Raw genomic sequence first — 22,418 nt, forward strand, 5'->3', positions numbered from 1 at the left:
TGTGTATCCCTTTGAAAAACAAAAACAATCGCAGTCGGTTTTCGTACAAAAAAGCCCGCCATGAGCGAGCTTAAAAAGTTGACAATTTTTACTTTGAATAACCTAATCTGGACTATTGTGCAAAAATATCCAAATGATTTCTGATTATTATTTAGAGTATATTGAAATTTTCTGCTGTGAGAAAAGTGCCTGAAATAATCATGTTTCAGGCACTCGGAATTATTGAGACCTTAGGCTCAATAATTAGTCATGGAACTTCTTCGAAGTTCGCTGACGTCCGTACTCACCTAAGGAAAGTTTCTAATTTGATTCGAGCTTCTTTTTCCTTAAATCTGCACAATCTTACGGTAGCTCCGAGAGGTGATCCAAAAGACGATCAGGTAGGTGACGAGAAAGACACCACAAACGCTGAGGGTTACGACGAGGACTTGGCCACTATTGATGACACCGAGCACTTTGAGAATGAGGCGGATCATATGGTAGGCAAAGGCCAGGTGGACAAAGGCAAAGATGAGGGGGAGGAAGAAGACAGTCCGCACTTGACGGTTGATGGTCCGTTTGACCTCGTGTTCATCAAGCCCCACCTGTTGGAGAATGACGAAGCGATCACGGTCTTCATAACCTTCTGAGATTTGCTTGTAGTAGATGACGATGACGGTTCCGACCATAAAGATCAGTGACAAGAAAATCCCGATAAAGAAGATGCCGCCAAAGAGGCTATTCAACTCTGCCACATCATTGGCTCGGTTGCCTCCATAGATAAAGGTCCCTTGGCCCTGTTGGCTGCTCAATTCATCGATCATCTTGTCATAGCTGGCTGCCAGCTTGAGTTGCTGGTCTTCATCGACATTGACATTGAAGCCACCGTAGATATTGGTATTGATGGCCAGATTTGGAAACTGAGCGACAAAGACTGAGAGGTCCGGCACGATCAGGTAGTTGAAATCCTCCGTCAGCATGTTAAACTGATTTGGCACATGATCAGTGATAAAATCCTTGCTCACCTCTTCTTTGACTTGGAAGTCTTGCCCATTGATAGTGAACTGCTTTTGCCCTTTAAGAGCCTTGTTATGGGCAAAGAGGATGACTTGGTTGCCTGTCAGATCGACTTGTTCGCCTGTCATTTGTTCATAACTAGCTGCATCAAAGACCATAAAGACGGTTTTAGGAGTGACGCTGCGTTCATCAGCTGGATAGACGGTGAAATCCGTGCCCTTTTGTGATTTGACCCCAAAGTTGGCATAGGTCATCAGATCGCGATTTTTGATCTCAAGATGATGCTCAGAAGCAAATTCATCAAATTTCTGATTAATCTGCTCCAAGTCTACCCCTTTTCCTTGGACGGAGAAATCATGAGGAGCCATGATTTTCTTGACCATTTCGCTACCGACATAGATGTTGGTGGCAGCAGAGATGGTTACCAGCACCATGGTCGAGAGGATGGCAATAGTCGCAAGGCCCACTGCATTCTTCTTCATGCGATAGATGAGGTTAGAGACCGAGATCATGTTGTTGGGTTGGTAATAATAGCTCTTCTTTTTCTTAAGCAGGTGCAAGAAGACGGTGATCCCCGCATTAAAGAGTAAGTAGGTCCCGATCATAACCAGGATAACGGCTAGAAAGAAGGTCACAAGCGCAATGATGGGGTCTTTGACAGACACAGCTAGGTAGTAGCCAAGACCGAGAGAGGCTAGGCCCAGGATGGTTTGGGGCCACAAAAAGCGGGCTTTCTTTTCGCCACTTGCTTTCTCACGAGTTAGTTGCAGGGCATTCAAACGGAGAATGCGCCAAGCATTGAGAAGAACCAAAAGGCCAAAGATGAGACCAAAGGTGACAAAGACCAGGACGACAATCCCAGGTTGGAAGGTAGATACCAGCTGGACCTTCATTTTCATGAGTTTCAAGAGGAAGGCAAAGATCAGCTTATCAAAGAGGGCTCCGATCAAGACACCGGCTGAGACAGTTACAAATCCAAAGATCAAGAGTTCCTTGAAGACCATGCTGATGAGATGCTGTTTCTCAAGGCCAAGCATGCTGTAGATTCCCAGCTCTTTGGAGCGGTTTTTCATGACAAAGCTATTGGCATAGAGCACAATAATAGCACCCGCAGCATTGACCACGAAGAATCCCAAGCCGAGAGTGAACACTATAGAAGATCCTCCTCGAAGCTCGTGAATGTGGGGATTAAAGGTCAGGGAGTCAAAGAGGTAGGCGATGGTCACTGCGAGAATGACCGCAATCGCAAAAGGATAATAGAGCTTGCGGTTCTTGATCAGATTGGAGCAAGCTAATTTAGTGGTTAATCGTAACATCTACTCCACCTCACTTGCCATGACCGTCAAGGTATCCGAGATTTCTTGGAACATCTGACGTTCTGTTTTTTCCCCGCGGAAGATCTGGTTGTAGAGAATTCCATCCTTGATAAAGAGCACGCGCTTGGCCCTCGCTGCTGCGGCGGTTGAGTGGGTCACCATGAGGATGGTTTGTCCCATGCTATTGATATCTTCAAAGACATCGAGCAAAGCAGCCGAGGACTTGGAATCCAGCGCCCCTGTTGGCTCATCAGCAAGGAGGATTTCAGGTGAGGTGATGATGGCCCGTGCAACAGCCACCCGTTGTTTTTGCCCACCAGAGATTTCGTAAGGGTATTTCTCAAGGAGTTGGTGAATGCCCAACTCCCGACTCACGCTATCCACCTTACTCATCATTTCCTTGACCGGTCTGCGTGAGAGGACGAGAGGGAGAAGGATATTGTCCTTGACGGACAAGGTATCGAGCAGATTAAAGTCTTGAAAGACAAATCCTAGTTTTTCCCGACGGAAGCTCGAGGCATCCTTGTTCTTGATAGTTGAAGTGTCGGTGCCGTTGAGATAGACCCGCCCTTCCGTCGGCTGATCCAGCATGGCTAGGATATTGAGAAGGGTCGATTTCCCGGACCCTGATTCCCCCATGATGGCAACGTATTCACCCTTTTCCACAGTGAAGTGAATATCCTTTAAGGCTTCAACCTGGGTTCCTTGGAAGCGCGTTTTGTAGATCTTTTTGATATGTTGAACATCTAGTAATGACATACTTTTCTCCTTTTATTAGTAGATCAAGAAAAATTCTTGGGTTTGTTGCAGGACTTGGAGACCAAATTCCGTCTTTTCCAGATCGGGTTGGTTACAGTGTTTCTCAGTCTTTTTGAGTTGTTTCATCCATTTCAAGAGTTTCATTTTCTTGACCTCCTTCATTTGATGAGACTATTGTATAAAAAATAAAAGGCGGCTACCATAACCTAACCTTTCATTTTGACCTTTATTTCTTACATTTTTGTAAGATGGGGAAATCTTAATCCATGACCAACTTCTTCTCTTCAAAGTGAATGGCAACCGTCGTGCCTTGGCCGACCTCTGAGTGGAGGGTGATCCTGTGGCCCAATTGCTCTGCGATTTTCTTAGATAGATAGAGCCCCAGCCCTGAAGATTGCTGGGTCAGGTGGCCATTGTAGCCGGAGAAGCCCCGCTCAAAGACGCGAAGCACATCACTATTTTTGATCCCAATCCCGCTATCTTTTATATAGAGAGTCTGGTCTTTAAAATAGATTTCAATTCCACCGGTACTGGTGTACTTGAGGCTATTGGACAAGAGCTGCTCGATAATGACCAGGAGCCACTTACGATCGGTGATGACCTCCTCTTCCAAATCATGCAGATCCACGGTCAAGTTCTTTTGGATAAAAAAGAGGGCGTACTTGCGGACTACTTCTTTGACCAAATCTTCTACCAACACGCGCTTTAAGACCAGATCATCATGAAAACTCTCCAGTCGCAAGTACTGCAAAACCAGATTGGCATAGGAGTCAATCTTAAAGAGCTCCTGCTCCATCTGCTGCTTGACAATGGGCGTCTCGACATCTTGCACCAAGAGCTGGCTAGCTGCAATGGGCGTCTTAATCTGGTGAACCCAGAGGGTGTAGTAATCCATCAGGTCATTGAACTTGGCCTGGGCTGTTTTGCCTTCCTCCAGGCGAGCCTGCTGTTCTTCAGTGTATTTTTCATAAAGGAGATGTTCTAGTGGCGAGGCAACTTCTATTTCCTCATATAGCGCTGCTTTGCGATAGTCCTGAAAGGTCATGGCACAATCCCAGATCAAGACACAGAGGGCAAAAAAGCCTAACACCAGGGTCGCATAGAGGAAAATCGTCCCCGTCTCTGGAAAGAGATAGGCAAAGACCAAATCGACGATCAAAAAGATGACCAATAGATAGAGTAGGCGCCTGCGGGATACCACATATTGCCAGAAGATCGTTCCAAATTTATTCATGGGTCAACCCGTAACCGATGCCTTTCTTGGTTTCGATGAAGTTTGACAAGCCAGCCTCTTCTAATTTCTTGCGAAGGCGGGCCACATTGACAGACAAGGTATTGTCATCAATAAAGAGGTCGCTATTCCAGAGCTCCTTCATCATATCATCACGCGCCACGATACTGCCTGCATGCTCAAACAGGACACGCAGGATCTGAAATTCATTCTTGGTCAGCTTGATGACTTCCCCTTCATACACCAAGTCCGTGGACTTGAGATTGAGGATGGCTCCCCGGTGCTCCAGCAGATTTTGATCTGTCCCAAATTCGTAGGAACGGCGCAAGAGTCCTTGAACCTTGGCAAGGAGGACATTTTGGTCAAAGGGCTTAGTGACAAAGTCGTCTCCACCCATATTGATGGCCATAACAATATCCATGGCTTGATCCCGTGAAGAAAGAAACATGATCGGAACCTTTGAAACCTTGCGAATCTCTTGGCACCAGTGGTAGCCGTTGTAAAGAGGCAGGCCAATATCCATGAGGATCAAGTGAGGGTCACTTTCAACAAAGATCCCGAGGACATCCATAAAGTCCTCTACTGCGACCACTTCATAGCCCCATTGTTCCAATAATTGTTTGACCTGTTGGCGAATAATTTCATCGTCTTCTACTAAGAGAATTTTATGCATGGCTTTCTTTCCTTCTTTTTTTCTTCTTCCTATTATAACAGATTAAACAGCAGAGAAAAAGGCTGTTTCAGAGGGAAAGAAGAACTGGCCTCTACTTTCTTGATAAGAGGCGCTTTTTCTACATCCATTTTTGTGCTATACTGAAAGAAATAAGACACGGGAGGCACAGATGTCGACTATTTTTGATTACCTAAAAGAAGTGACTTACGATTCCATATATGACCGCCCCTTCAAGGAGCTGGATGTCCTCGCTTTGACAGAGCTGACCTATCTGCCCTTTGGACACATTGTGCCTCAAGGAGATACAACAGGGATTCCAGTGCGCCTGTCTGATGCGATGGAACTGATCGATCGGACTACCGATTTTATCGTGAGTAACCAGCACCTGCAATTAGTCGATGAGTTGGCTACTTCAAAGCGCTTTAAGAACATCAAACTCCTTAACTATGTCGATGAGTACGATCCCGATGTACAAAAACAGTTTGCAGCCATGACCTATCGGCTTAGTCTGGATACGTATTTGGTCGTTTTCAGAGGAACGGATGACACCTTGATCGGCTGGAAGGAAGACTTCCACATGACCTATATGGACCATGTTCCAGCTCAGAAGCGCGCAGCCAGCTACCTGCAACATGTCATGAAGGAATTTCCAAAAGGGCGCTTCTTAGTAGCCGGTCACTCCAAAGGGGGAAATCTCGCAACCTATGCCTGCTCGTATCTACCTGATCCCTTATTTGAACGGGTCGACGCGATCTACAGCTACGATGCTCCTGGCCTCAACAAGACCATTATCGAAACCGAAGGCTACCAGCGCACGTCTCCAAATATTCGTCGCTTTGTCCCTCAGGGATCCATCGTTGGCATGATGTTGGAAGTGCCAGAACCGACGACCATTGTCAAAAGTCGCGCATTTGGTGGCTTTACCCAGCATGATGCCTTTACTTGGGAAATCAAGGACTACAGCTTTGTGACCGTTTCTGAAACCAGTCCAGATAGCCAGCAGACCGATCTGACCTTGAAGCAATGGGTTCGCGAAACATCGGCAGACGAGCGCAAGAAGTTTTTTGATACCTTTTTTGGTATTTTTCTGGATGCCGGCATCACTTCCATCAATGACCTAATCGATCTCAAGCAGCTAGCCAAGGCCAAGGAAATCCTCCAAAATGCTCAAGATTTGGATCCGACCGAGCGAGAAATGCTGGAACGCTTAGCCAAGCAGCTCATCGACACTCGCTTTCAAGCTTGGAAAAAATGGCAAACGGTCCCCCGCATCCTGGTTCAAATGGCCGCATTTTTCAAGCGAAAAAAAGCAGTCGAGACTTCCTCACCACTGCTTCTTGAGCACAAGGAGTGAGGCTCAACTACTGACTTCTTCTATTCACTAAAACGCAAAAAGAGAGTGGGACAGAAATCGGTAATTCGTTAGATTTCGATTTCGTCGTCCCACCTCCGCACAGTTGAGTAGGGCTGTAAAAGCTGATGAAATCAGCGTATTAGAGCCCACTCAACCACTGCGTCTTGCTCGACAATCCAAAAATAATCGAGAGGCTAGGACTTTTGTCCCAGCCTCTTTTCTATTTTCTATTGGTTCTGAGGAGATGGAGTATCTGGCGTGCTTGCTTCTGTTACAGCTGCGCTTGCAGGCTCTGTTTCTGTCTCAGTTGTGGCAGGCTTGCTTCCTTCTGAAGCTGCTGCTTCTTTTTCCACCGGAGTTTCTGTAGCGACAGGCGTTTCAGCTGTGGAAGCTGATTTGCCCGCTTCGTTTGCAGATGGCGCAGCTGCCAATTCCGCCTGGAAGGCTTGGATGGCCTGTAGTAAGGCTGCTTTATCACTCTTTGGATTAGCCAATTGGTCAAAGAGAGCTTCTAAGCGATCAAACACCGCATCACTAGCTCCCTTGTCCTGCAATTGTTGGTGCAAGGCCATTAATTGGTTATAGAGCTGTTGATAAAGAGCGACATCCCCAATTTGAGGCTCTTCCGTTTGCTTTTGTTTTTGCTTTTCAATGGTATCACTGATTTCGCGTAGAAGTGCTTCCCCACTTGTAATAGCCTTGTTTGGATCAGATTCTTTTCCAAGTTGAGCCAAGCCTGTTTCAAAAGTCGTTCGTTTACCTTGGTCTTCGACTTGTGGCAAGAGCGACTGGATTTGCTCTAAGAGAGCTGTCAAAATCTTGTTCTGTTGACGGGCTTCTGTTGCCTTATCCAACTCTCCATACAAGCCTTTGAGGAAATCATAAACCGCTACGTTGTAGGATGGGGTTTGACTTCCTTTTTGATCCAAAACTGTTTTTTCAATAGGATAGGTTTGGCCTTTTTCTTGGGAGAAGAGCTGGTCAATAGCTTGCTTAGTTTGGTAGAGTTCCATAAAGTGAGACTTGGAATCCCAAGCTTCTTCAAAGGCTTGAGCTCGGTAGAGCTTCAAGGCTAGATCTGCTGCCTTAGTGCGGAGTTCTGGTGTCAAGCGCGCATCGCTCAAGCTTTGGTAGAAATACTTGAGGTAATCGACCGATGTCACACCCGTCCGATCTTGCATCTCCTGAACAGCTTCTAATAGCTTCCCTTCCTGCTCTAGACGCTTACTGTCCTTGGCAGCATAGGCTTCCTGCAGTTGAGAGACCAACTCTTCCTTCTTCAATTGGAATGCTTCTGTGTCTAGCAAGCGCACTTGTTCCAGCAATTCTTGGTAACGACGGTCCAAGGCTGTCTCTTCTTTTGGCTTGACCGCTTGAGTCGCATGAATGTACTGCGCATCAACCTGTTTGAGACTAGCTAGATAGCCCTCTGTTGAATTACTTGGGAAACTCTTGACATTTTCCAAGAAGTGGCCCAAGATCAGCTCAATCCGTCTTTGTTGTAATGGATCAGAAGCATAGAGAGTCCGGCTTTCTGCTAAGAGCTGGTTGACCTTGTCCTCTACGACTTTCTTGTCCAAGTCTCCTTTTTTGTAAGGAGATTGGATGGTTGGAAGACGGTGGGCTAAGTAGTCTGCTAGTCCTGCTGAACGTACCTTGATGTAGTGGTTGTGATCGCCATGCGGGATAACAAACTGACCATTTTCAATCTGGAGGCTATAAGGAGAAATCCCTGAACGAAGCGCTGTTGCATAGAGTTCATTGATAAAGTCTAGTTCAGGATTGCCAGTTTCAAGTGGGATCCGGACATGTTCCTTCCGAACGGCATAAGGATGGATGTGGGTCGGATCATATTCTTGGTCTGGATTGTTAAAGACAAAGAAACCATTGGAAATCTTAATGGCCTCGCGAGGGACACCGTAGGTCTTACTGATGTACTGGATCTTTTCCTCATCTGAGGCATCACGAGAATAGGTCGCAACGTCATCTGTCAGGGGCTGACCCTTGTCTTCTTCTTTCTTACCAGCTAGAGTTGCCTCCGCTGCTGCAATCTCTTGAGGAGAGAGGTCCTTTTTATAGAAATAATGGGCATGGTTGCCATGAGCGACCATATAGCCTTCCTCGTCCTTGCTGATGACCTTGTCTGCGTGGAAGCCGTGATCGTGCTCCTCTTCGCGCTCGTGACTGTCGCCATGCTCATGATCATGCTCATGTTCAACTGGTCTTGTGCTTGGATTTGAAGGTAAGCTTGGACTTCCTTCTGTTGAACTACCAGTTCCTTGAGCACGAAGCAATTGGAATTGCCGCGCCAACTCACGCTCTAAAGGCGATAGGGAGCTGTAAGGGATAAAGTGGAAATGATCCCCATGAGGGTAGACAATCCCTTGATCGGTCCACTTGGTAATCTTGCTTGGATCAAAGACAGAACCATCAGACTCCACATGACGAGAAGACAACGGGGCTTTCTGCAATTCTTCGATCAAGTTGGTCAAGGTTGGACTCGGTTTAGATGCAGCTGGTTTAGAAGTCGTTGGGGTTGTCTGTGTATTGGTTGGACTGGCTGATGGCTGGTTACTTGCTTGCTTCCCAAGGCTTGGAGAGGCTTGATCTGAAGTTCCATGCCCTTGTTCTGTGCTTGCTCCAGCTAGGTGTGAGTTCCCAGCCTGATGACCGGCTTGACCACCTAAGACGGAGAGGGCTGCTGCTAACTCGCCAGCAGATAGGGCACTCTTTGGAATATAATGGAAATGACCACCATGGGGCACAATAAAGCCGTCCCCTGTATCTGAAATGACATCTCCAGGACTAAAGACATAACCATCGTCCGTACGGTAGCCACCACCTGTATGGTTCTTAGCCGTCAGCATCTCAAGGGTCTTACCTTCCTTCAACGCTTGACTAGGTTGACGGAAGTCACGGGTCTTGCCTGCCTTGTGCGAGGAGCTCGCCTGTACCGATCCTGTTTCCCCTTCTTCTTTAGCGCCACCTTTTTGTTGCTGAGCGATCTCTTCGATCGAGCGCACATTGACCGTATGTTGGGCATCCTTTAAGTAGAGATAGTATTTCCCAGCGCGTTTGATAATATAGCCATCCTTGACCTTGCTCACGATATCCGCTTCTTGCAACTGATAAGTTGGATCCCGCAAAATCAACTCTTCACTAAAGATGGCATCAAATGGGACCTTCCCGCTGTAGTAATGAAAATGATCCCCATGAGAAGTGACAAAGCCTTCATCTGTAATCTTGATGACAATCTGCTCTGCCTGGGTCTTTTCCTTGGCATTGACCGCTTCGATGCTGTCTTCCTTTTTGCTGGAGGCAGACGATGACGATTTCTTGTCCGCTTGCAAATACTGAATCTGATTCTTTTTCTCTTCCTTGACTTGTGGCTGCTGACTGAGCGCATAGGCACAGAGTCCTAGCCCCAAGGTCGCTACCAATCCAATCGTTCCCTTTTTCTTCATTCTTGATTTACTCCTCTAATTCCTTGGCTAAAGTCGCCATATTTTCTTCTAAATTTTCTAATAGATCCTTATCATTTTTCGGATCAGCTTCCAGTGGATCCAAGACCTTGACACGCGCCCCTGTTGCCTTGGCAATACTATCTGCCACTTTTGACGACGTGTGCTTTTCCACAAAGATCGTTTTTACCTTGTAGTCTTTGACAAACTGCTGGATCTCCGCCAATTGCCGAGCGGTCGGTTCTTGCTCTGGGGAAATCCCTGCAATCCCTAACTGCTTGAGACCAAAGCGTTTGGCCAGATAAGAAAAGGCCGTATGCTGGGTCACAAAAGTCTTTTGCTTGGCCTTGTCAAAGAGAGGCTGGTAGCGGGCTACCAGTTCCTCACAGCGCTTTTCAAGCTTTTGAGCATTGGCCTGATAGAGCTCCTTGTTCTTTGGATCGATCTCTCCCAAGCGTTGGGCGATGATCTTTCCTTCCTCTGCAATTTTTACAGGATCCAACCAAGTATGCGGATCATACAAGTGCTTGGCTTCTTTTCCCTGACCAGCCTCGATATCCTCTAATCCAGCCACCTTATCAAGGGTCATTCCTTGGCTGCCTTCGATCACTCGCAACTTGGAACCTTGAAGATTGGGATCTAAGCGACCGGCCCACGATTCCAGGGTCTGAGAATGATAGACAAAAACATCCGCATCATAGATCTGGGCCACTTCTTTGGTAGAGGGTTCATAATCATGGATCCCTGCACCGGACTGAACCATCCAGATGTCATTTTGATCGCCAGAGATTTCCTTGACCAGGGCATAGATAGGATAAAAACTCGTGACAATTTTAAGACCTTTTTTAGAAGGGGGCTTGCCCGCATTTCCTTGACTTCCACAAGCTGTCAGTAGAAAGAAACCGAGAAACAAGAGTCCCAGAACCTTCATTCTTCTCCTATTCATCCTTCACCTCTTTTTCATTTTTATTAACTAGTTTATTAATCGGTTAATTAACTAGTTAATAATACTGCGAATCATTTGCTTTGTCAAGCCTTTTTTACATTTTTTTCCTTTTAATGCTAGAGACTAGCAATTTCCTAGACCCCACGAGCCTTCCTTGCAGTAAAAAAGAGAGTGGGACAGAAATCGGTAATTCGTTAGAATTCGATTTCGTCGTCCCACCTCCGCACAGTTGAGTAGGGCTGTAAAAGCTGATGAAATCAGCTTTTACAGCCCACTCAACCACTGCGTCTTGCTCGACAATCCAAAAACAATTGAGAGGCTAGGACTTTTGTCCCAGCCTCTTTTCCTTTCGTTATTCTTCTTCTGGGTAAACCAAGCCCCAGTCTTTGCGGAGTTGAGTCATGAGGTCCATGACATCGCGGCTGTAGTTTAGGTAGAGATGATTTTCCCTTCCTGCGACTGCTGCTTCCATATCGAGGACTTCATACTGGAGGGCTTTAGCGGTTTCTCCTGCTTCGATCACTTCTTGTGATCCATCTTCCGTATAGGTGATGACCGCTTTTTGCCCACGTGGATATTCGTAAAGTTCGATATAGCCCTTATCATAAGCGATCGTCCCACGTTTCGGTTGTTTGGCGTGAAGACTCAGCGTCACCGTCGCCATTTCCCCTTCACGATTCGTAAGAAGGATCCCTGCTTGCTCATCGACACCAGTCGGTGCCAGCTTGACCTGTGAAACCATTTCTGTCGGCTGTGAGGTCATAAACCAACGGACGAAAGACAGGGCGTAGACACCGATGTCAAGTAGAGCCCCACCTGCTAGATTACGATTGAAAAAGCGGTTGGTCATATCGTATTCTTTATAGGAACCGAAGTTCATCTGGATGACCTTGAGAGGGCCTAGCTTGCCACTTGCTACAATTTCAGAGAGTTTCCGATAAATAGGCATATGGAAAATGGTCATGGCTTCAGCCAGTTTGACATGGTTTTCTTCAGCAAGCTTTATCGCTTCTGCCAATTCCTCACTGTTGAGAGTGATGGACTTTTCACAGAGCACGTGCTTGCCAGCTGCGAGGGCCTTGCGAAGATACTGGATATGAGTATTGTGAGGTGTTGAGATATAGATGATATCCACTTAAGGATCCTCAAAGACTTCATCAATTTCATGATACACCTTTTCGATCCCGTATTTCTCAGCGAAGGCTACCCCCTTGTCATAAGTACGATTGGCAACGGAATAGAGTTTCCCACCAAGCGCTTCAAGGGCTTGCGCCAATTCATTGGCAATGACGCCTGTTCCAAGACTCGCCCACTTATAGTTGATGTGATGGCCCATGGTTTAATCTCCTTTTTTATTGACGGTAGAAATATTGATCGGCCGGATAGTTGCCTGCAGATTGAGTGACCACTAGACGTGGCTTGCTGGTATCAGACTGGTCTCCATCTGGATTTTGGAAACCGATTTTCAGAAGTCCAATCGCAGCACCAGTCTCACCCATCTTCATCTCAACATAAGGGATCTTGCTCTTCTTATCCGAGTCTGCAACAGCCTTGAGGCTGCCTTGGCCCTTGACTTTTCCATCTGCTTGGATGACGATTTCAGCCCCCTTGCCATTGCGCCAGGTTCCAGCTAAGCTTGAGAAATCTCCTCCGTTAATGGCCGCAATATCCAAGTCTTTCTCTTTTTTCGGTTGTGGGTATGCTTTCCACCACTCTAGATGATAATCCCGGTAGGCCGCATCCCCAAAGAGAATCCGACGTTCTTGGGAAGCTACTCCATCAGGACCTGTCACACCCGCTGGGATCAGGTACAAGGTTTGCTCTTGCCCTTGGATCGCAGTCCCGTTTGCCCCAGTGAAATAAACTTCATAATAGCCTTTTCGCTTCTTGGGCTCTTTTTCTTTATTGAGCAGGTAACTCGCCCGAGTGCCTCCACTCCAGAAAGTCCAGCCGGTCTCCCCATTTACAATACTTGGAAAGGCATTGGTCTTGTTTTGGTAATATTCTTCTGGAGTATAGCCATAAAGTTTAAAACCGGAATCTGCGATTTCCTTTTCATAGGTATCATTGGAATAAGCACCTTCAAACGGTGAGAGATTGCCATCAAGGACGACATCATTGGGATCTGTCGATTTGAAAAAATCCTCTCGATTGGCAAAGACCATCTCGTGGTCGGGATTTTTGTCAGACATGGTCACCGTGATCAAAGGCTTCTTATCTGTCTTGTATTTGAAGACACGAACAGTGACTGTAAAGTCTGTATTGCCATCGGATTTTTTCATCTTGCCTGTTGAAATTTTGTTAGATCCTTCGACCTTCCAATTCGTGCTAAATTCAGCAGATACCTTGCCGTCAGCCGTTTGGTAATCGATCTTCCAGGCCTTGCCTTTTTTCTCGATTTTGGCTTCATCCCGTTCATTAGAGACGTAGTCACCACTCAAGTCAATAGCTTTTTCCTTTGGCTTAGTGGCCTTCTTACTGGTCTGGTTAAATTCCTTTTGATGGTCTGGTTGGATGTTGGAGCTAGAGTAGAGATAGACTCCACCGATCAGAACAGCTGCTCCGACCAGCCCCAGAATCGGCCCCAGGTATTTTTTCTTCCACTTAAGATTCATTTTACTACCTCCATGGAATAAGATCTTTACACTAGTATACCCTAAATCGAAAGTATAGTAAAATTCCCCTCTATGTAGTGGTTTCTCCGGCTTAAACCGACTAGTTTTAGCAGAGAATACCTGTTTTTCAAAAATAATATTTTGTTTATCGTTATTTTTTTATCGTTTTTCGATACTTTTTTATTGACTAATTTTTTATAAGGAGTATACTATAAGTGAAAAATAAATAAACTTCAAGGAGGCTTGCGATGAAAAACTCAAAAACCTTAAAAAATGTCATTGAAGTCTTGACGACTTTCATTTACTTCTGTGGCTTTATGACTGTGGCTGCACTGGTCGTCCACCTGCTTTCACGGATGGGAGTGTTTAAAGATCTCATTCAAACTGGACGCTTGTCCTTTGATGTGAATGGCATCCAGCTCTTCCCCAAACATCTGCAACCTCTCTGGCAGTTGCTCTTCCCACTAGCCTCAAGCGCTATCTATATTTACCTTCTCATCACCATTCGCAGCTTCCTCCAAAATCTCTACCAAGAAAAGATCTTTTCTCACTCCAACATTGATCTTTGCAACCGAGCTTGGAAGATTCTCTTGGTATTGTCCTTTATGTCTGGCACACTTGAAACCAGTGGAAATGCTTATCTCCTTCCCTTCACTTTCAAATTCACCTTTAACACAGGGCTTCTCCTTGCCGTTCCAATCGTCTGGGTCTCTGGCAAGATTTTAGAGAGAGGTATTGAGATTGCTGAAGAAAATGAGCTAACCATTTAAGGAGGTTGCCATGATTATCGTCAATCTAGATGTCATGCTAGCCAAGCGAAAGATGAAATCCAACGAGCTAGCCGACAAAATCGGCATCACGACTGCTAACCTCTCCATCCTCAAAACCGGCAAGGCCAAAGCCATCCGCTTCACCACCCTTGAAGCCATCTGCAAAGAACTCGACTGCCAGCCCGGAGATATCCTGGAATATCGACCAGATGAATAGGAACTATATTCGGAGACTTTCCTTAGGTGAGGACGGACAGTAGCGAATCCCTTTGGGATTCCATACCTAAGATTTGAGCCCACTGTCTCAAATCTTCCGAGAGTCTGAAACGAAAATGTTTCAGACTCTTTTCTCACTGCGGAAGTCTCCGTTAACACCCATTACTAATAGGACTCATCTACCATCCTTGTAAAATTCAATGATGGGAACCTTATCGACACAAGAAAAGCACTCCTGCGGGAGTGCTTGAGAGTGTAGACAATCTGTTCTTTCTTACAAATCAAATTAATTCTATAAAAATCAAAAAATTTATTCGTTAGAATTATTCAATCATCTACTGAAACTTTCCGCCGTGAGAAAAGTGCTAGAAACAATTGTATTTCTAGCACTCGGGAGTTTTGGAACCTAGGGTCCAAAACTAAGTCATGGAACTTCTTCGAAGTTCGCTGACGTCCGTACTCACCTAAGGAAAGTTTTTTAGATGATTTTTTCTTTGTCTATCGTTTAGCCAATGATGCTTCCATTTGGTACAGATGGATCAACAGTTAAGACTGTTAATTGATCTCCGTGTTCTGCGGAAAGAATCATACCTTGGCTGACATATTTCTTCATCATCTTACGTGGTTTGAGGTTGGCCACGATTTGGAGTTTCTTACCGACTAATTCTTGTTCATTTGGATAGAATTTCGCAATACCAGAGAGGATTTGACGGTCTTCGCCATCTCCTGCATCTAGGCGGAAGCGAAGCAATTTGTCTGATCCTTCGACGCGTTCCACTTCTTTGACTTCTGCTACACGGATTTCAACCTTGTCAAAGTCTTCAAATTTGATCTCGTCTTTTTCAGACTTGAGCTCCACTTCTTCTGGAATCCATTCTTTTTCTTGTGGTTTTCCAGCAGTCATTTGAGATTGGATGTAGGCAATTTCTTCTTCCATGTCCAGACGTGGGAAGATTGGAGTTCCTTTGGCAACCACTGTGACATTTTCAGGGAAGCCTGCTAAGGTCAAGTTTTCAAGATCGAAGTCCAAGCCCAAGCCAAGTTGTTCCATGATGGCGTTTGAGGTGTTCATCATGAATGGTTGGATCAAGTGAGCCACGACACGAAGGCTAGCTGCCAAGTGAGCCATGACCGCTGCCAATTGTTCCTTGTCACCATCTTCTTTAGCGAGGACCCAAGGCGCTGTCTCATCGATGTACTTGTTGGTACGAGAGATGATGTTCCATACAGCTTCCAAAGCGCGTGGGTAATCCACCGCGTTCATTTGCTTGTGGTATTCAGCGATGTTTTCTTCAACCACCTTTGCCAAATCAGCATCAAATGCAGTAACATTTTCGATATAAGCTGGAACTTGGCCACCAAAGTATTTATTGATCATGGCTACCGTCCGGTTAAGGAGGTTTCCAAGGTCATTAGCCAATTCATAGTTGATGCGGGCTACGTAGTCTTCTGGGGTAAAGGTACCATCTGAACCAACTGGCAAACTGCGCATAAGGTAGTAACGAAGCGGATCCAAGCCGAAGCGTTCCACCAACATTTCTGGGTAGATGACATTCCCTTTAGACTTCGACATCTTGCCGTCTTTCATGACAAACCAACCATGGGCAATCAAACGTTCTGGCAATTTAACATCCAACATCATGAGAAGGATTGGCCAGTAGATGGAGTGGAAACGAAGGATGTCTTTTCCGACCATGTGGAAGACGGTTCCGTTCCAGAATTTGTCAAAGTTTTCATGATCTTCTTGACCGTAACCAAGAGCGGTCACATAGTTAAGAAGGGCATCGATCCATACATAGACCACGTGTTTTGGATTAGATGGGACTGGCACACCCCAGGTAAAGGTGGTCCGAGATACCGCCAAGTCTTCCAAACCTGGCTCGATGAAGTTTTTCAACATTTCATTGAGACGGCCATCTGGCGTGATGAAATCAGGTTGGGATTTGAAAAATTCAACCAAGCGGTCTTGGTATTTGCTGAGACGAAGGAAATAAGATTCTTCAGAAACCCATTCTACTTCGTGGCCTGATGGGGCTACCCCACCGATAACCTTGCCATTCTCATCACGGTAGACCTCAGCCAATTGGCTTTCTGTAAAGAACTCTTCATCAGAGACTGAATACCAGCCAGAGTATTCACCCAGGTAGATGTCGTCTTGCGCAAGCAAGCGTTCAAAGACTTGGGCCACCACTTTTTCATGGTAATCGTCTGTCGTACGGATGAATTTATCATATGAGATATCGAGTAATTGCCAGAGTTCTTTCACTCCAACGGCCATCCCATCTACATAAGCTTGCGGCGTGATCCCAGCTTCTTCTGCCTTCTGCTGGATCTTTTGACCGTGCTCATCAAGACCAGTCAGGTAGAAAACATCGTAGTTCATCATACGTTTGTAACGCGCCAAGACGTCACAGGCGATCGTTGTGTAAGCTGAACCAATATGCAATTTACCAGATGGGTAATAGATAGGGGTTGTGATGTAGAATGATTTTGTCATTTTCTTTTCCTTTCAGGGCTAATGGAACCCAATTTAGTAACACTCTATTATAACATTTTTAGGGGACCCTGAAAACCCAAAACCAGCTCGGATCTAAGGAAGACAAGCAAAAAAGCTGACCGAAGTCAGCTTTTTTTTATGGATAACAAATTATGTTATCTTACTTACCAAGATAATATTCTTTTACAACGTTCAATTTTTCGTCAAATTCGAATACCAATGGTGGGAAGTTAGGGATTTCCACATCCATGATTTCGTCGTCTGACAATTGTTTGATGTGTTTTACAAGGGCACGGATTGAGTTACCATGTGCTCCTACGAATACGTTTTTACCGTCTTTAAGAGCTGGAGCGATTTTATCTTCCCAGAATGGAAGGGCACGTTCCAAAGTAACTTTCAAGTTTTCAGCATCTGGAATCACTGAATCGTCAAGTGAAGCATAACGACGGTCAGTGTGTGCTGAGTGTTCATCATCACGGTCCATTGCAGGAGGCAATACATCGTAAGAACGACGCCAGATGTGAACTTGTTCATCACCAAATTGTTCAGCAGCTTCTGCTTTGTTTTTACCAGTCAAACCACCGTAGTGACGTTCGTTCAAGCGCCATGATTTTTCAACTGGAACCCACAATTGGTCAGAAGCTTCAAGAGCCAAGTTAGTAGTTTTGATCGCACGTTTCAATACTGAAGTATAAGCTTGGTCAAATTCGATACCAGCTTCTTTGATCAATTTACCAGCGTCGATCGCTTGTTGTGTACCTTTTTCAGACAAATCAACATCAGCCCAACCAGTGAAAAGGTTAGCTTTGTTCCATTCAGACTCACCGTGGCGAGCAAAAACCAATTTTACCATTAGATGGATCTCCTTTTTATTCTCCGAGGTTTCCCCCGTTTATCTATTTTATTCTACTAGATTTTCAGTAAAAAATCTAGTGGCGACCATAGAAAAGTGCAATTTCTCACAAAAAAGAGCCTGACGGCTCTGCTTTCTCTCACATTAATTTTTCTGACAGTCGGGACAAATGCCATAGACCGTCATCTGGGTCTTGGTGATCTGGTAGCCACTTTGACTGGCTGCTTCTTCGCGAAGATCTGGGACTTCAATGTCCACATCTGCGATACGGCCACATTTTTCACACACCACATTCAAATGGTCATGCCCCATGAAATCAAAATAGGTCGTGGTATCATTGCGAACCTTGATCTCAGAGACAACCCCCTCATCAATTAAAACCTTGATATTGTTGTAGACAGTTGCTAGACTCATGCTTGGAAACTGAGGCAATAAATCACGATAGATCTTCTCAGCGCTTGGATGTTCATGACTCGCCACTAAATAGGAAAGAACTGCTCTACGGGTATCAGTAATCCGAATACCCTTGGCACGCAAATTTTGCAAGACTTCTTCCACGCGCTCTTCTTCATGACGATGCAATGCGTTCACTATGATTCCCCCTTTCCAATATGATTTAATCGATTCGTTACCCTTATTATATCATGTTTCAAAATAAATCACTATTTAGAATGCTTTTAATTAAAAAAAATGTCCGGGGGACATTTTTTTCACGAGCCTGAAAATGGAAGAGCGAGTCTAATCTACTCTCAGCCGATCCAACTGGTCATCCAGCGCACGGTTCCTAGGATCATTTTGACCACGAGGATCATAAAGCAAAATTCCAGTACGAACCACAGCCCTTTCAGTAGATACAAAATAGGTCGGATAAACAACAGGGCAAAGAGTCCTAAAATGAATCGCATGTTCTTTTCTCTCTCTTTCTTTTTTCCTATTATACCCTTATCCTATAGAGCTGTCCAACAAAAAAACCACCCTAGAAATCTAGGATGGCTTTTCAAAATGCAATTATTTAACTGCTTCTTTAAGAGCTTTACCAGCTTTGAATGCTGGAACTTTAGAAGCTGCGATTTTGATTTCTTTACCAGTTTGTGGGTTGCGACCTTTACGAGCTGCACGTTCACGAACTTCGAAGTTACCGAAACCGATCAATTGAACTTTTTCACCTTTTGAAAGGTATTCTGAAACAGCTGCAAATACAGCGTCAACTGCTGCTGCTGAGTCTTTTTTAGTCAATTCTGTAGCTTCTGCCACTTTTGCGATCAAATCTTGTTTGTTAGCCATTTAACAAATCCTCCAAATTTTTTTAGGCTTTACGCCTTAACAGTACTATAATATCTAAAAAAAGCCTTTAGGTCAAGTACTAAACCTGTTTTTTCAAACATTTATTCAGCTTATTCGTAGCGCACCAAAACTGCAAATGCATTCTCACCTGTATGGGTTTGAATAATCGATCCAGTTTCGAGAACAGGGATCGCTTTTTCAACGAGCGATTGCAACTGAGCCTTCATTTCATTGGCCCACTCTGGTGTCCCTGCATAAGAAATCCCGATCTCAGCCACCTTACTATGGGAAAGTTTCTCTACCAATTCATCCAACCATTTCTTAAAGGTCTTGTTTCCACGTCCCTTGACGATTGGTTCCAACTGATGGTCCTTCATTTGCATCACCACACGGATGTTAAGAAGCGAGCTCAAAAGTCCGGTAACACGGCCAATCCGACCACCTTTAACTAGATTTTCCAAGGTAGATACGCCGATATACAACTCTGTCTTTTCTTTGACTTCTTCAATACGAGCTAAAACGGTGTCTAGATCTGCTCCTTCTTTAGCCAACTTAGCTGCCTCAACCACTTGAAACTTCATGGCTTGGTCTGTAAAGCCACTATCAATCACAGTTACTTCTGCCCCTGATAAGGTTGCCCCTTGGCGAGCTGCCTCTACGGTTCCTGACAAGGCATGAGACATATGAATCGAAACGATATGAGCTCCGTCTGCTGCTAACTTTTCATACACCTCCGCAAAGACTCCAACGGGTGGTTGGCTGGTCTTTGGAAGATTTTTGCTAGATTGCATTAAGCGCAAGAAGTCCCCTTCGCCCAACTCACTGTCGGAATAAAGGACTCCATCCACCATAACAGAAAGTGGCACAATGGTGATGCCATATTCTTCAACCACTTCAGGCTCAATTGTAATAGATGAGTCTGTAACTATTTTAATATTTGCCATATATTTCTATACTCTTCCTAAGAATGTTCTGCTTTCATTATATCAAAAAACACGGGGTTTTGCAGTGAAAGATATCTATTCCTGCTTCCTCAGTCGTCTGCAGCAGAAAAACCTGTATTATGAAGGACATGGTCTTGGACAATTCCTTGATCATCCAAGAGCAATCCATGGAGGACTCCACCAAAGACAGCGCCCCCATCGACGCCCATTTTCTGATCTGAAATCCAAAGATTTTCGGTACCGACTGGCTCATTGAGCAGTCCATAGACCGGTGTATGGCCAAAGACGATCCATTTGCCTGTATGATTCTCCGCTTCATGGAATGGTTTTCGGATCCAGACCTTTTGATAATCACTGGTTTCTCGCCAATTTTCAAGGGTTAGATCCACACCAGCGTGGACAAAATAATAGGTCTCTGTCTCGTAGTCAAAAGGCAAACTACGGATGAAGGCCACCAAGTCAGGAACGGCATTTTCTACTGCTTGCGCATCCGCAATGCCATCTACAGGAGCATCGAGCGGCCGGCCTAACAGAGAGTTGATAGTCGTATCGCCACCATTTCTTCGGTAGTGGTCATAACGCTCTTCTGGATTGTCCAACCAGGCTAAAAACATGTACTCGTGATTCCCGGAAAGGCAAACAGCTCCGTGATGGTCTACGTAGTCCTTTACGATTTCAATTGATCGTTTGCTGTTTTCGCCTCGATCTATCAAATCCCCTAAAAAGACCAATTGAGCTTTTCCATCCCATTCTGTCATGAGCTCTTCTAGCATTTGTGCTTTTCCGTGAATATCTCCGACTACAAAGTATGTTGACATTGTTTCAAACCTTCTTTCTCTTAACGCTTGAGAAGTTGCTCTGCTTGTTGACGGGCAGCTTCCGTTAGATCCTCTCCTGCCAGCATCTTGGCAATTTCTTCAATTCGTTCTTCTCTATTGAGCAAACGCACAGTAGATACAGTTGAGTGTTCATCACTGATTTTCTCAATATAGAATTGATAATCTGCTGCAGCGATGACTTGAGGCAGGTGAGAAATGGCAAGCACTTGGCCATTTTGACCAATCTTATGAATTTTCGCTGCAATGGCTTGAGCCACGCGCCCAGAGACCCCTGTATCCACCTCGTCAAAGACGATACTGGTTTTTCCTTCTTTTCGAGAAAAAGCCGACTTAATGGCCAACATCAAGCGTGACAATTCTCCGCCGGATGCTACCTTGACAAGAGGTTTAAAGTCCTCTCCTGGGTTGGTCGAAATGTAAAATTCGACAGCTTCATTTCCCTCACGATTAAACTTAGCTTTGCTAAAGCGCACTTGAAAGCGCGCCTTGTCCATGTAAAGGTCCGCTAATTCTTGCTGGATTTCATTTTCTAAAGCTTGGGCCAGGGCATGCCGCTGATCACTCAAATCTTGAGCCAAGGATACCAAACTCTTTTCCAAACGTTTGAGTTCTTTTTCTAATTTCTCAGATGAGAGGTCACTTCCGGTGAGGAGACTATATTCTTTAGTAATTTGCGCCAGGTATTCCAAGACATCCTTGACTTGGCCACCATACTTTCGCGTGATGGAATGAATCAAATCCAAACGCGACTCCACCTGCATGAGGCGATTGCCATCAAACTCCAGACCATCGACCACATCTTCTAAGCGTTTGGTAATGTCCTCAAGGGCATAGAAGGTTTCCGCCAGCTGGCCTGAGAGCTCTTTGTAGCTGGGATCGTATTCTTCGATGCTTTCCAGATCATTCATGGCTGAGCGAACATTGGAGAGGCTCGAAAACTCTTCTGCATCCAGCATGGTATAGGCATTGGTTAGGGTATCAGCAATCATCTTGTGATTGAGCAGGCGTTGGCGTTCTTGCTCCAGACGCAGGTCCTCATCCACTTCCAAGGCAGCTGCCTCAATCTCTGCAATTTGAAACTCCAACATCTCAATACGGGCCTTGTTTTCCTGCTGGTTGCGCTGAAGTTCCACTACTTGTTTGCGCAGACGTTTGTAATCTTCAAAGGTTTGACGATAAGCGTCTTTGGTTTGGAAAAAGGCTGCATCCCCAAATTCATCCAGCATAGCGATATGCAATTGGGGGCGCATAAGTTCTTCCTGATCATGCTGGCCATGGATGTCCACCAAATGTTGACCGACTGCCTTTAAGACAGATAAATTCACCATCTGACCATTGATCCGGCTGACACTTCGTCCATTTTGCAGGATCTCTCGGCGAATGATCAATTCATCGGTCCACTCTAGTCCTTGCTCTTCAAAGAGAGCCGTCAGATGGCGATTGCTCTCAACAGTGAAGAGACCTTCGATTTCCGCTTTTGGGGCTCCGTGTCGAATGACATCCGTCGTTGCGCGGCTTCCCAGCATCATGTTCATGGCATCGATAATGATGGATTTCCCTGCACCTGTTTCCCCTGTCAGTACCGTCATTCCCTTTTCAAAATTTAAGGAAATCTCTTCGATAATGGCAAAGTTCTTAATCGACATTTCTAATAGCATAGGCTC

At 45.2% G+C, this 22,418-nt stretch carries 18 protein-coding genes and 1 pseudogene; 3 read left to right on the forward strand and 16 right to left on the reverse strand.

Annotated elements, in window-relative coordinates; all coding sequences use genetic code 11:
* Nucleotides 1-326: 326 nt before the first annotated feature.
* From PCY11_RS02945 to PCY11_RS02965, 5 genes are all read right to left on the reverse strand, one after another.
* Nucleotides 327-2,312 carry an ABC transporter permease gene (locus tag PCY11_RS02945; protein WP_301362455.1) on the reverse strand — a complete coding sequence of 662 codons (1,986 nt, stop codon included), beginning with the start codon at nt 2,310-2,312 and terminating at the stop codon, nt 327-329.
* Nucleotides 2,313-3,071, reverse strand: a complete 759-nt coding sequence (locus PCY11_RS02950) for an ABC transporter ATP-binding protein (RefSeq protein ID WP_004219620.1) — start codon at nt 3,069-3,071, stop codon at nt 2,313-2,315.
* 15 nt (nt 3,072-3,086) lie between these two features.
* Nucleotides 3,087-3,215, reverse strand: a complete 129-nt coding sequence (locus tag PCY11_RS02955; RefSeq protein ID WP_261674222.1) for a hypothetical protein — start codon at nt 3,213-3,215, stop codon at nt 3,087-3,089.
* A gap of 115 nt (nt 3,216-3,330) precedes the next feature.
* Nucleotides 3,331-4,305 carry a sensor histidine kinase gene (locus tag PCY11_RS02960; protein ID WP_301362457.1) on the reverse strand — a complete coding sequence of 325 codons (975 nt, stop codon included), beginning with the start codon at nt 4,303-4,305 and terminating at the stop codon, nt 3,331-3,333.
* Nucleotides 4,298-4,975 (reverse strand): response regulator transcription factor, encoded by a 678-nt coding sequence (locus PCY11_RS02965; RefSeq protein ID WP_061455317.1) that lies wholly within the window; start codon nt 4,973-4,975, stop codon nt 4,298-4,300. Before PCY11_RS02965 ends, PCY11_RS02960 begins: the two co-directional genes overlap by 8 nt.
* A 169-nt stretch (nt 4,976-5,144) precedes the next feature.
* Between PCY11_RS02965 and PCY11_RS02970 the strand changes: the two genes are divergently transcribed.
* Nucleotides 5,145-6,329, forward strand: coding sequence for a DUF2974 domain-containing protein (locus PCY11_RS02970; RefSeq protein ID WP_301362459.1), 1,185 nt, complete (start codon nt 5,145-5,147; stop codon nt 6,327-6,329).
* 227 nt (nt 6,330-6,556) lie between these two features.
* Here the strand turns inward: PCY11_RS02970 and PCY11_RS02975 are convergent, their stop codons facing one another.
* From PCY11_RS02975 to PCY11_RS02990, 4 genes and pseudogenes are all read right to left on the reverse strand, one after another.
* Nucleotides 6,557-9,793, reverse strand: coding sequence for a pneumococcal-type histidine triad protein (locus PCY11_RS02975; protein ID WP_301362460.1), 3,237 nt, complete (start codon nt 9,791-9,793; stop codon nt 6,557-6,559).
* Between the two features lie 7 nt (nt 9,794-9,800).
* Complete coding sequence (locus PCY11_RS02980; RefSeq protein WP_155200215.1) at nt 9,801-10,736, reverse strand: zinc ABC transporter substrate-binding protein; 936 nt, start codon at nt 10,734-10,736, stop codon at nt 9,801-9,803.
* A gap of 352 nt (nt 10,737-11,088) precedes the next feature.
* Nucleotides 11,089-12,072, reverse strand: a pseudogene (locus PCY11_RS02985) (Gfo/Idh/MocA family protein).
* Between the two features lie 16 nt (nt 12,073-12,088).
* Entirely contained in the window at nt 12,089-13,351 is a 1,263-nt protein-coding gene (locus PCY11_RS02990) for a DUF6287 domain-containing protein (protein ID WP_301362461.1), read from the reverse strand.
* 248 nt (nt 13,352-13,599) lie between these two features.
* Here PCY11_RS02990 and PCY11_RS02995 point away from each other — a divergent pair, with 248 nt between their 5' ends.
* Both PCY11_RS02995 and PCY11_RS03000 read left to right on the forward strand, forming a co-directional pair.
* Complete coding sequence (locus PCY11_RS02995; RefSeq protein WP_195424460.1) at nt 13,600-14,121, forward strand: DUF2975 domain-containing protein; 522 nt, start codon at nt 13,600-13,602, stop codon at nt 14,119-14,121.
* A 10-nt stretch (nt 14,122-14,131) separates the two neighbouring features.
* Nucleotides 14,132-14,338, forward strand: a complete 207-nt coding sequence (locus PCY11_RS03000) for a helix-turn-helix transcriptional regulator (protein ID WP_003006064.1) — start codon at nt 14,132-14,134, stop codon at nt 14,336-14,338.
* A gap of 504 nt (nt 14,339-14,842) precedes the next feature.
* Here the strand turns inward: PCY11_RS03000 and metG are convergent.
* The 7 genes from metG to recN all read right to left on the reverse strand — a co-directional run bounded on the left by metG (nt 14,843) and on the right by recN (nt 22,412).
* Nucleotides 14,843-16,834, reverse strand: coding sequence for a methionine--tRNA ligase (gene metG / locus PCY11_RS03005; RefSeq protein ID WP_195424458.1), 1,992 nt, complete (start codon nt 16,832-16,834; stop codon nt 14,843-14,845).
* Nucleotides 16,835-16,994: 160 nt separating this feature from the next.
* Nucleotides 16,995-17,687 carry a phosphoglycerate mutase gene (locus PCY11_RS03010; RefSeq protein WP_003012031.1) on the reverse strand — a complete coding sequence of 231 codons (693 nt, stop codon included), beginning with the start codon at nt 17,685-17,687 and terminating at the stop codon, nt 16,995-16,997.
* A 144-nt stretch (nt 17,688-17,831) separates the two neighbouring features.
* Nucleotides 17,832-18,278 (reverse strand): Fur family transcriptional regulator, encoded by a 447-nt coding sequence (locus PCY11_RS03015; RefSeq protein ID WP_003006041.1) that lies wholly within the window; start codon nt 18,276-18,278, stop codon nt 17,832-17,834.
* Nucleotides 18,279-18,695: 417 nt separating this feature from the next.
* Nucleotides 18,696-18,971 (reverse strand): HU family DNA-binding protein, encoded by a 276-nt coding sequence (locus PCY11_RS03020; RefSeq protein WP_003006038.1) that lies wholly within the window; start codon nt 18,969-18,971, stop codon nt 18,696-18,698.
* A gap of 110 nt (nt 18,972-19,081) precedes the next feature.
* On the reverse strand, nt 19,082-19,915 hold the full coding sequence (locus PCY11_RS03025) for a DegV family protein (RefSeq protein WP_049472934.1): 834 nt from the start codon (nt 19,913-19,915) through the stop codon (nt 19,082-19,084).
* Between the two features lie 89 nt (nt 19,916-20,004).
* The gene (locus tag PCY11_RS03030) at nt 20,005-20,733 is read right to left on the reverse strand and encodes a metallophosphoesterase (protein ID WP_301362462.1); all 729 of its coding nucleotides are present in this window, start codon (nt 20,731-20,733) and stop codon (nt 20,005-20,007) included.
* Nucleotides 20,734-20,753: 20 nt separating this feature from the next.
* Nucleotides 20,754-22,412, reverse strand: a complete 1,659-nt coding sequence (recN, locus tag PCY11_RS03035; RefSeq protein ID WP_301362463.1) for a DNA repair protein RecN — start codon at nt 22,410-22,412, stop codon at nt 20,754-20,756.
* Nucleotides 22,413-22,418: the final 6 nt, after the last annotated feature.

It is taken from the genome of Streptococcus sp. SP8 (genome assembly GCF_030440045.1).
GTDB lineage: Bacteria > Bacillota > Bacilli > Lactobacillales > Streptococcaceae > Streptococcus > Streptococcus parasanguinis_I.

Coding starts and splice junctions, on each gene's coding strand:
- PCY11_RS03000 (WP_003006064.1), top strand. CDS start 14,132: ATGATTATCGTCAATCTAGATGTCATGCTAGCCAAGCGAAAGATGAAA.
- PCY11_RS02975 (WP_301362460.1), bottom strand. CDS start 9,793: ATGAAGAAAAAGGGAACGATTGGATTGGTAGCGACCTTGGGGCTAGGA.
- recN (WP_301362463.1), bottom strand. CDS start 22,412: ATGCTATTAGAAATGTCGATTAAGAACTTTGCCATTATCGAAGAGATT.
- PCY11_RS02965 (WP_061455317.1), bottom strand. CDS start 4,975: ATGCATAAAATTCTCTTAGTAGAAGACGATGAAATTATTCGCCAACAG.
- PCY11_RS02990 (WP_301362461.1), bottom strand. CDS start 13,351: ATGAATCTTAAGTGGAAGAAAAAATACCTGGGGCCGATTCTGGGGCTG.
- metG (WP_195424458.1), bottom strand. CDS start 16,834: ATGACAAAATCATTCTACATCACAACCCCTATCTATTACCCATCTGGT.
- PCY11_RS02945 (WP_301362455.1), bottom strand. CDS start 2,312: ATGTTACGATTAACCACTAAATTAGCTTGCTCCAATCTGATCAAGAAC.
- PCY11_RS03030 (WP_301362462.1), bottom strand. CDS start 20,733: ATGTCAACATACTTTGTAGTCGGAGATATTCACGGAAAAGCACAAATG.
- PCY11_RS03010 (WP_003012031.1), bottom strand. CDS start 17,687: ATGGTAAAATTGGTTTTTGCTCGCCACGGTGAGTCTGAATGGAACAAA.
- PCY11_RS02995 (WP_195424460.1), top strand. CDS start 13,600: ATGAAAAACTCAAAAACCTTAAAAAATGTCATTGAAGTCTTGACGACT.
- PCY11_RS02980 (WP_155200215.1), bottom strand. CDS start 10,736: ATGAATAGGAGAAGAATGAAGGTTCTGGGACTCTTGTTTCTCGGTTTC.
- PCY11_RS02950 (WP_004219620.1), bottom strand. CDS start 3,071: ATGTCATTACTAGATGTTCAACATATCAAAAAGATCTACAAAACGCGC.
- PCY11_RS03020 (WP_003006038.1), bottom strand. CDS start 18,971: ATGGCTAACAAACAAGATTTGATCGCAAAAGTGGCAGAAGCTACAGAA.
- PCY11_RS02970 (WP_301362459.1), top strand. CDS start 5,145: ATGTCGACTATTTTTGATTACCTAAAAGAAGTGACTTACGATTCCATA.
- PCY11_RS03025 (WP_049472934.1), bottom strand. CDS start 19,915: ATGGCAAATATTAAAATAGTTACAGACTCATCTATTACAATTGAGCCT.
- PCY11_RS02955 (WP_261674222.1), bottom strand. CDS start 3,215: ATGAAACTCTTGAAATGGATGAAACAACTCAAAAAGACTGAGAAACAC.
- PCY11_RS02960 (WP_301362457.1), bottom strand. CDS start 4,305: ATGAATAAATTTGGAACGATCTTCTGGCAATATGTGGTATCCCGCAGG.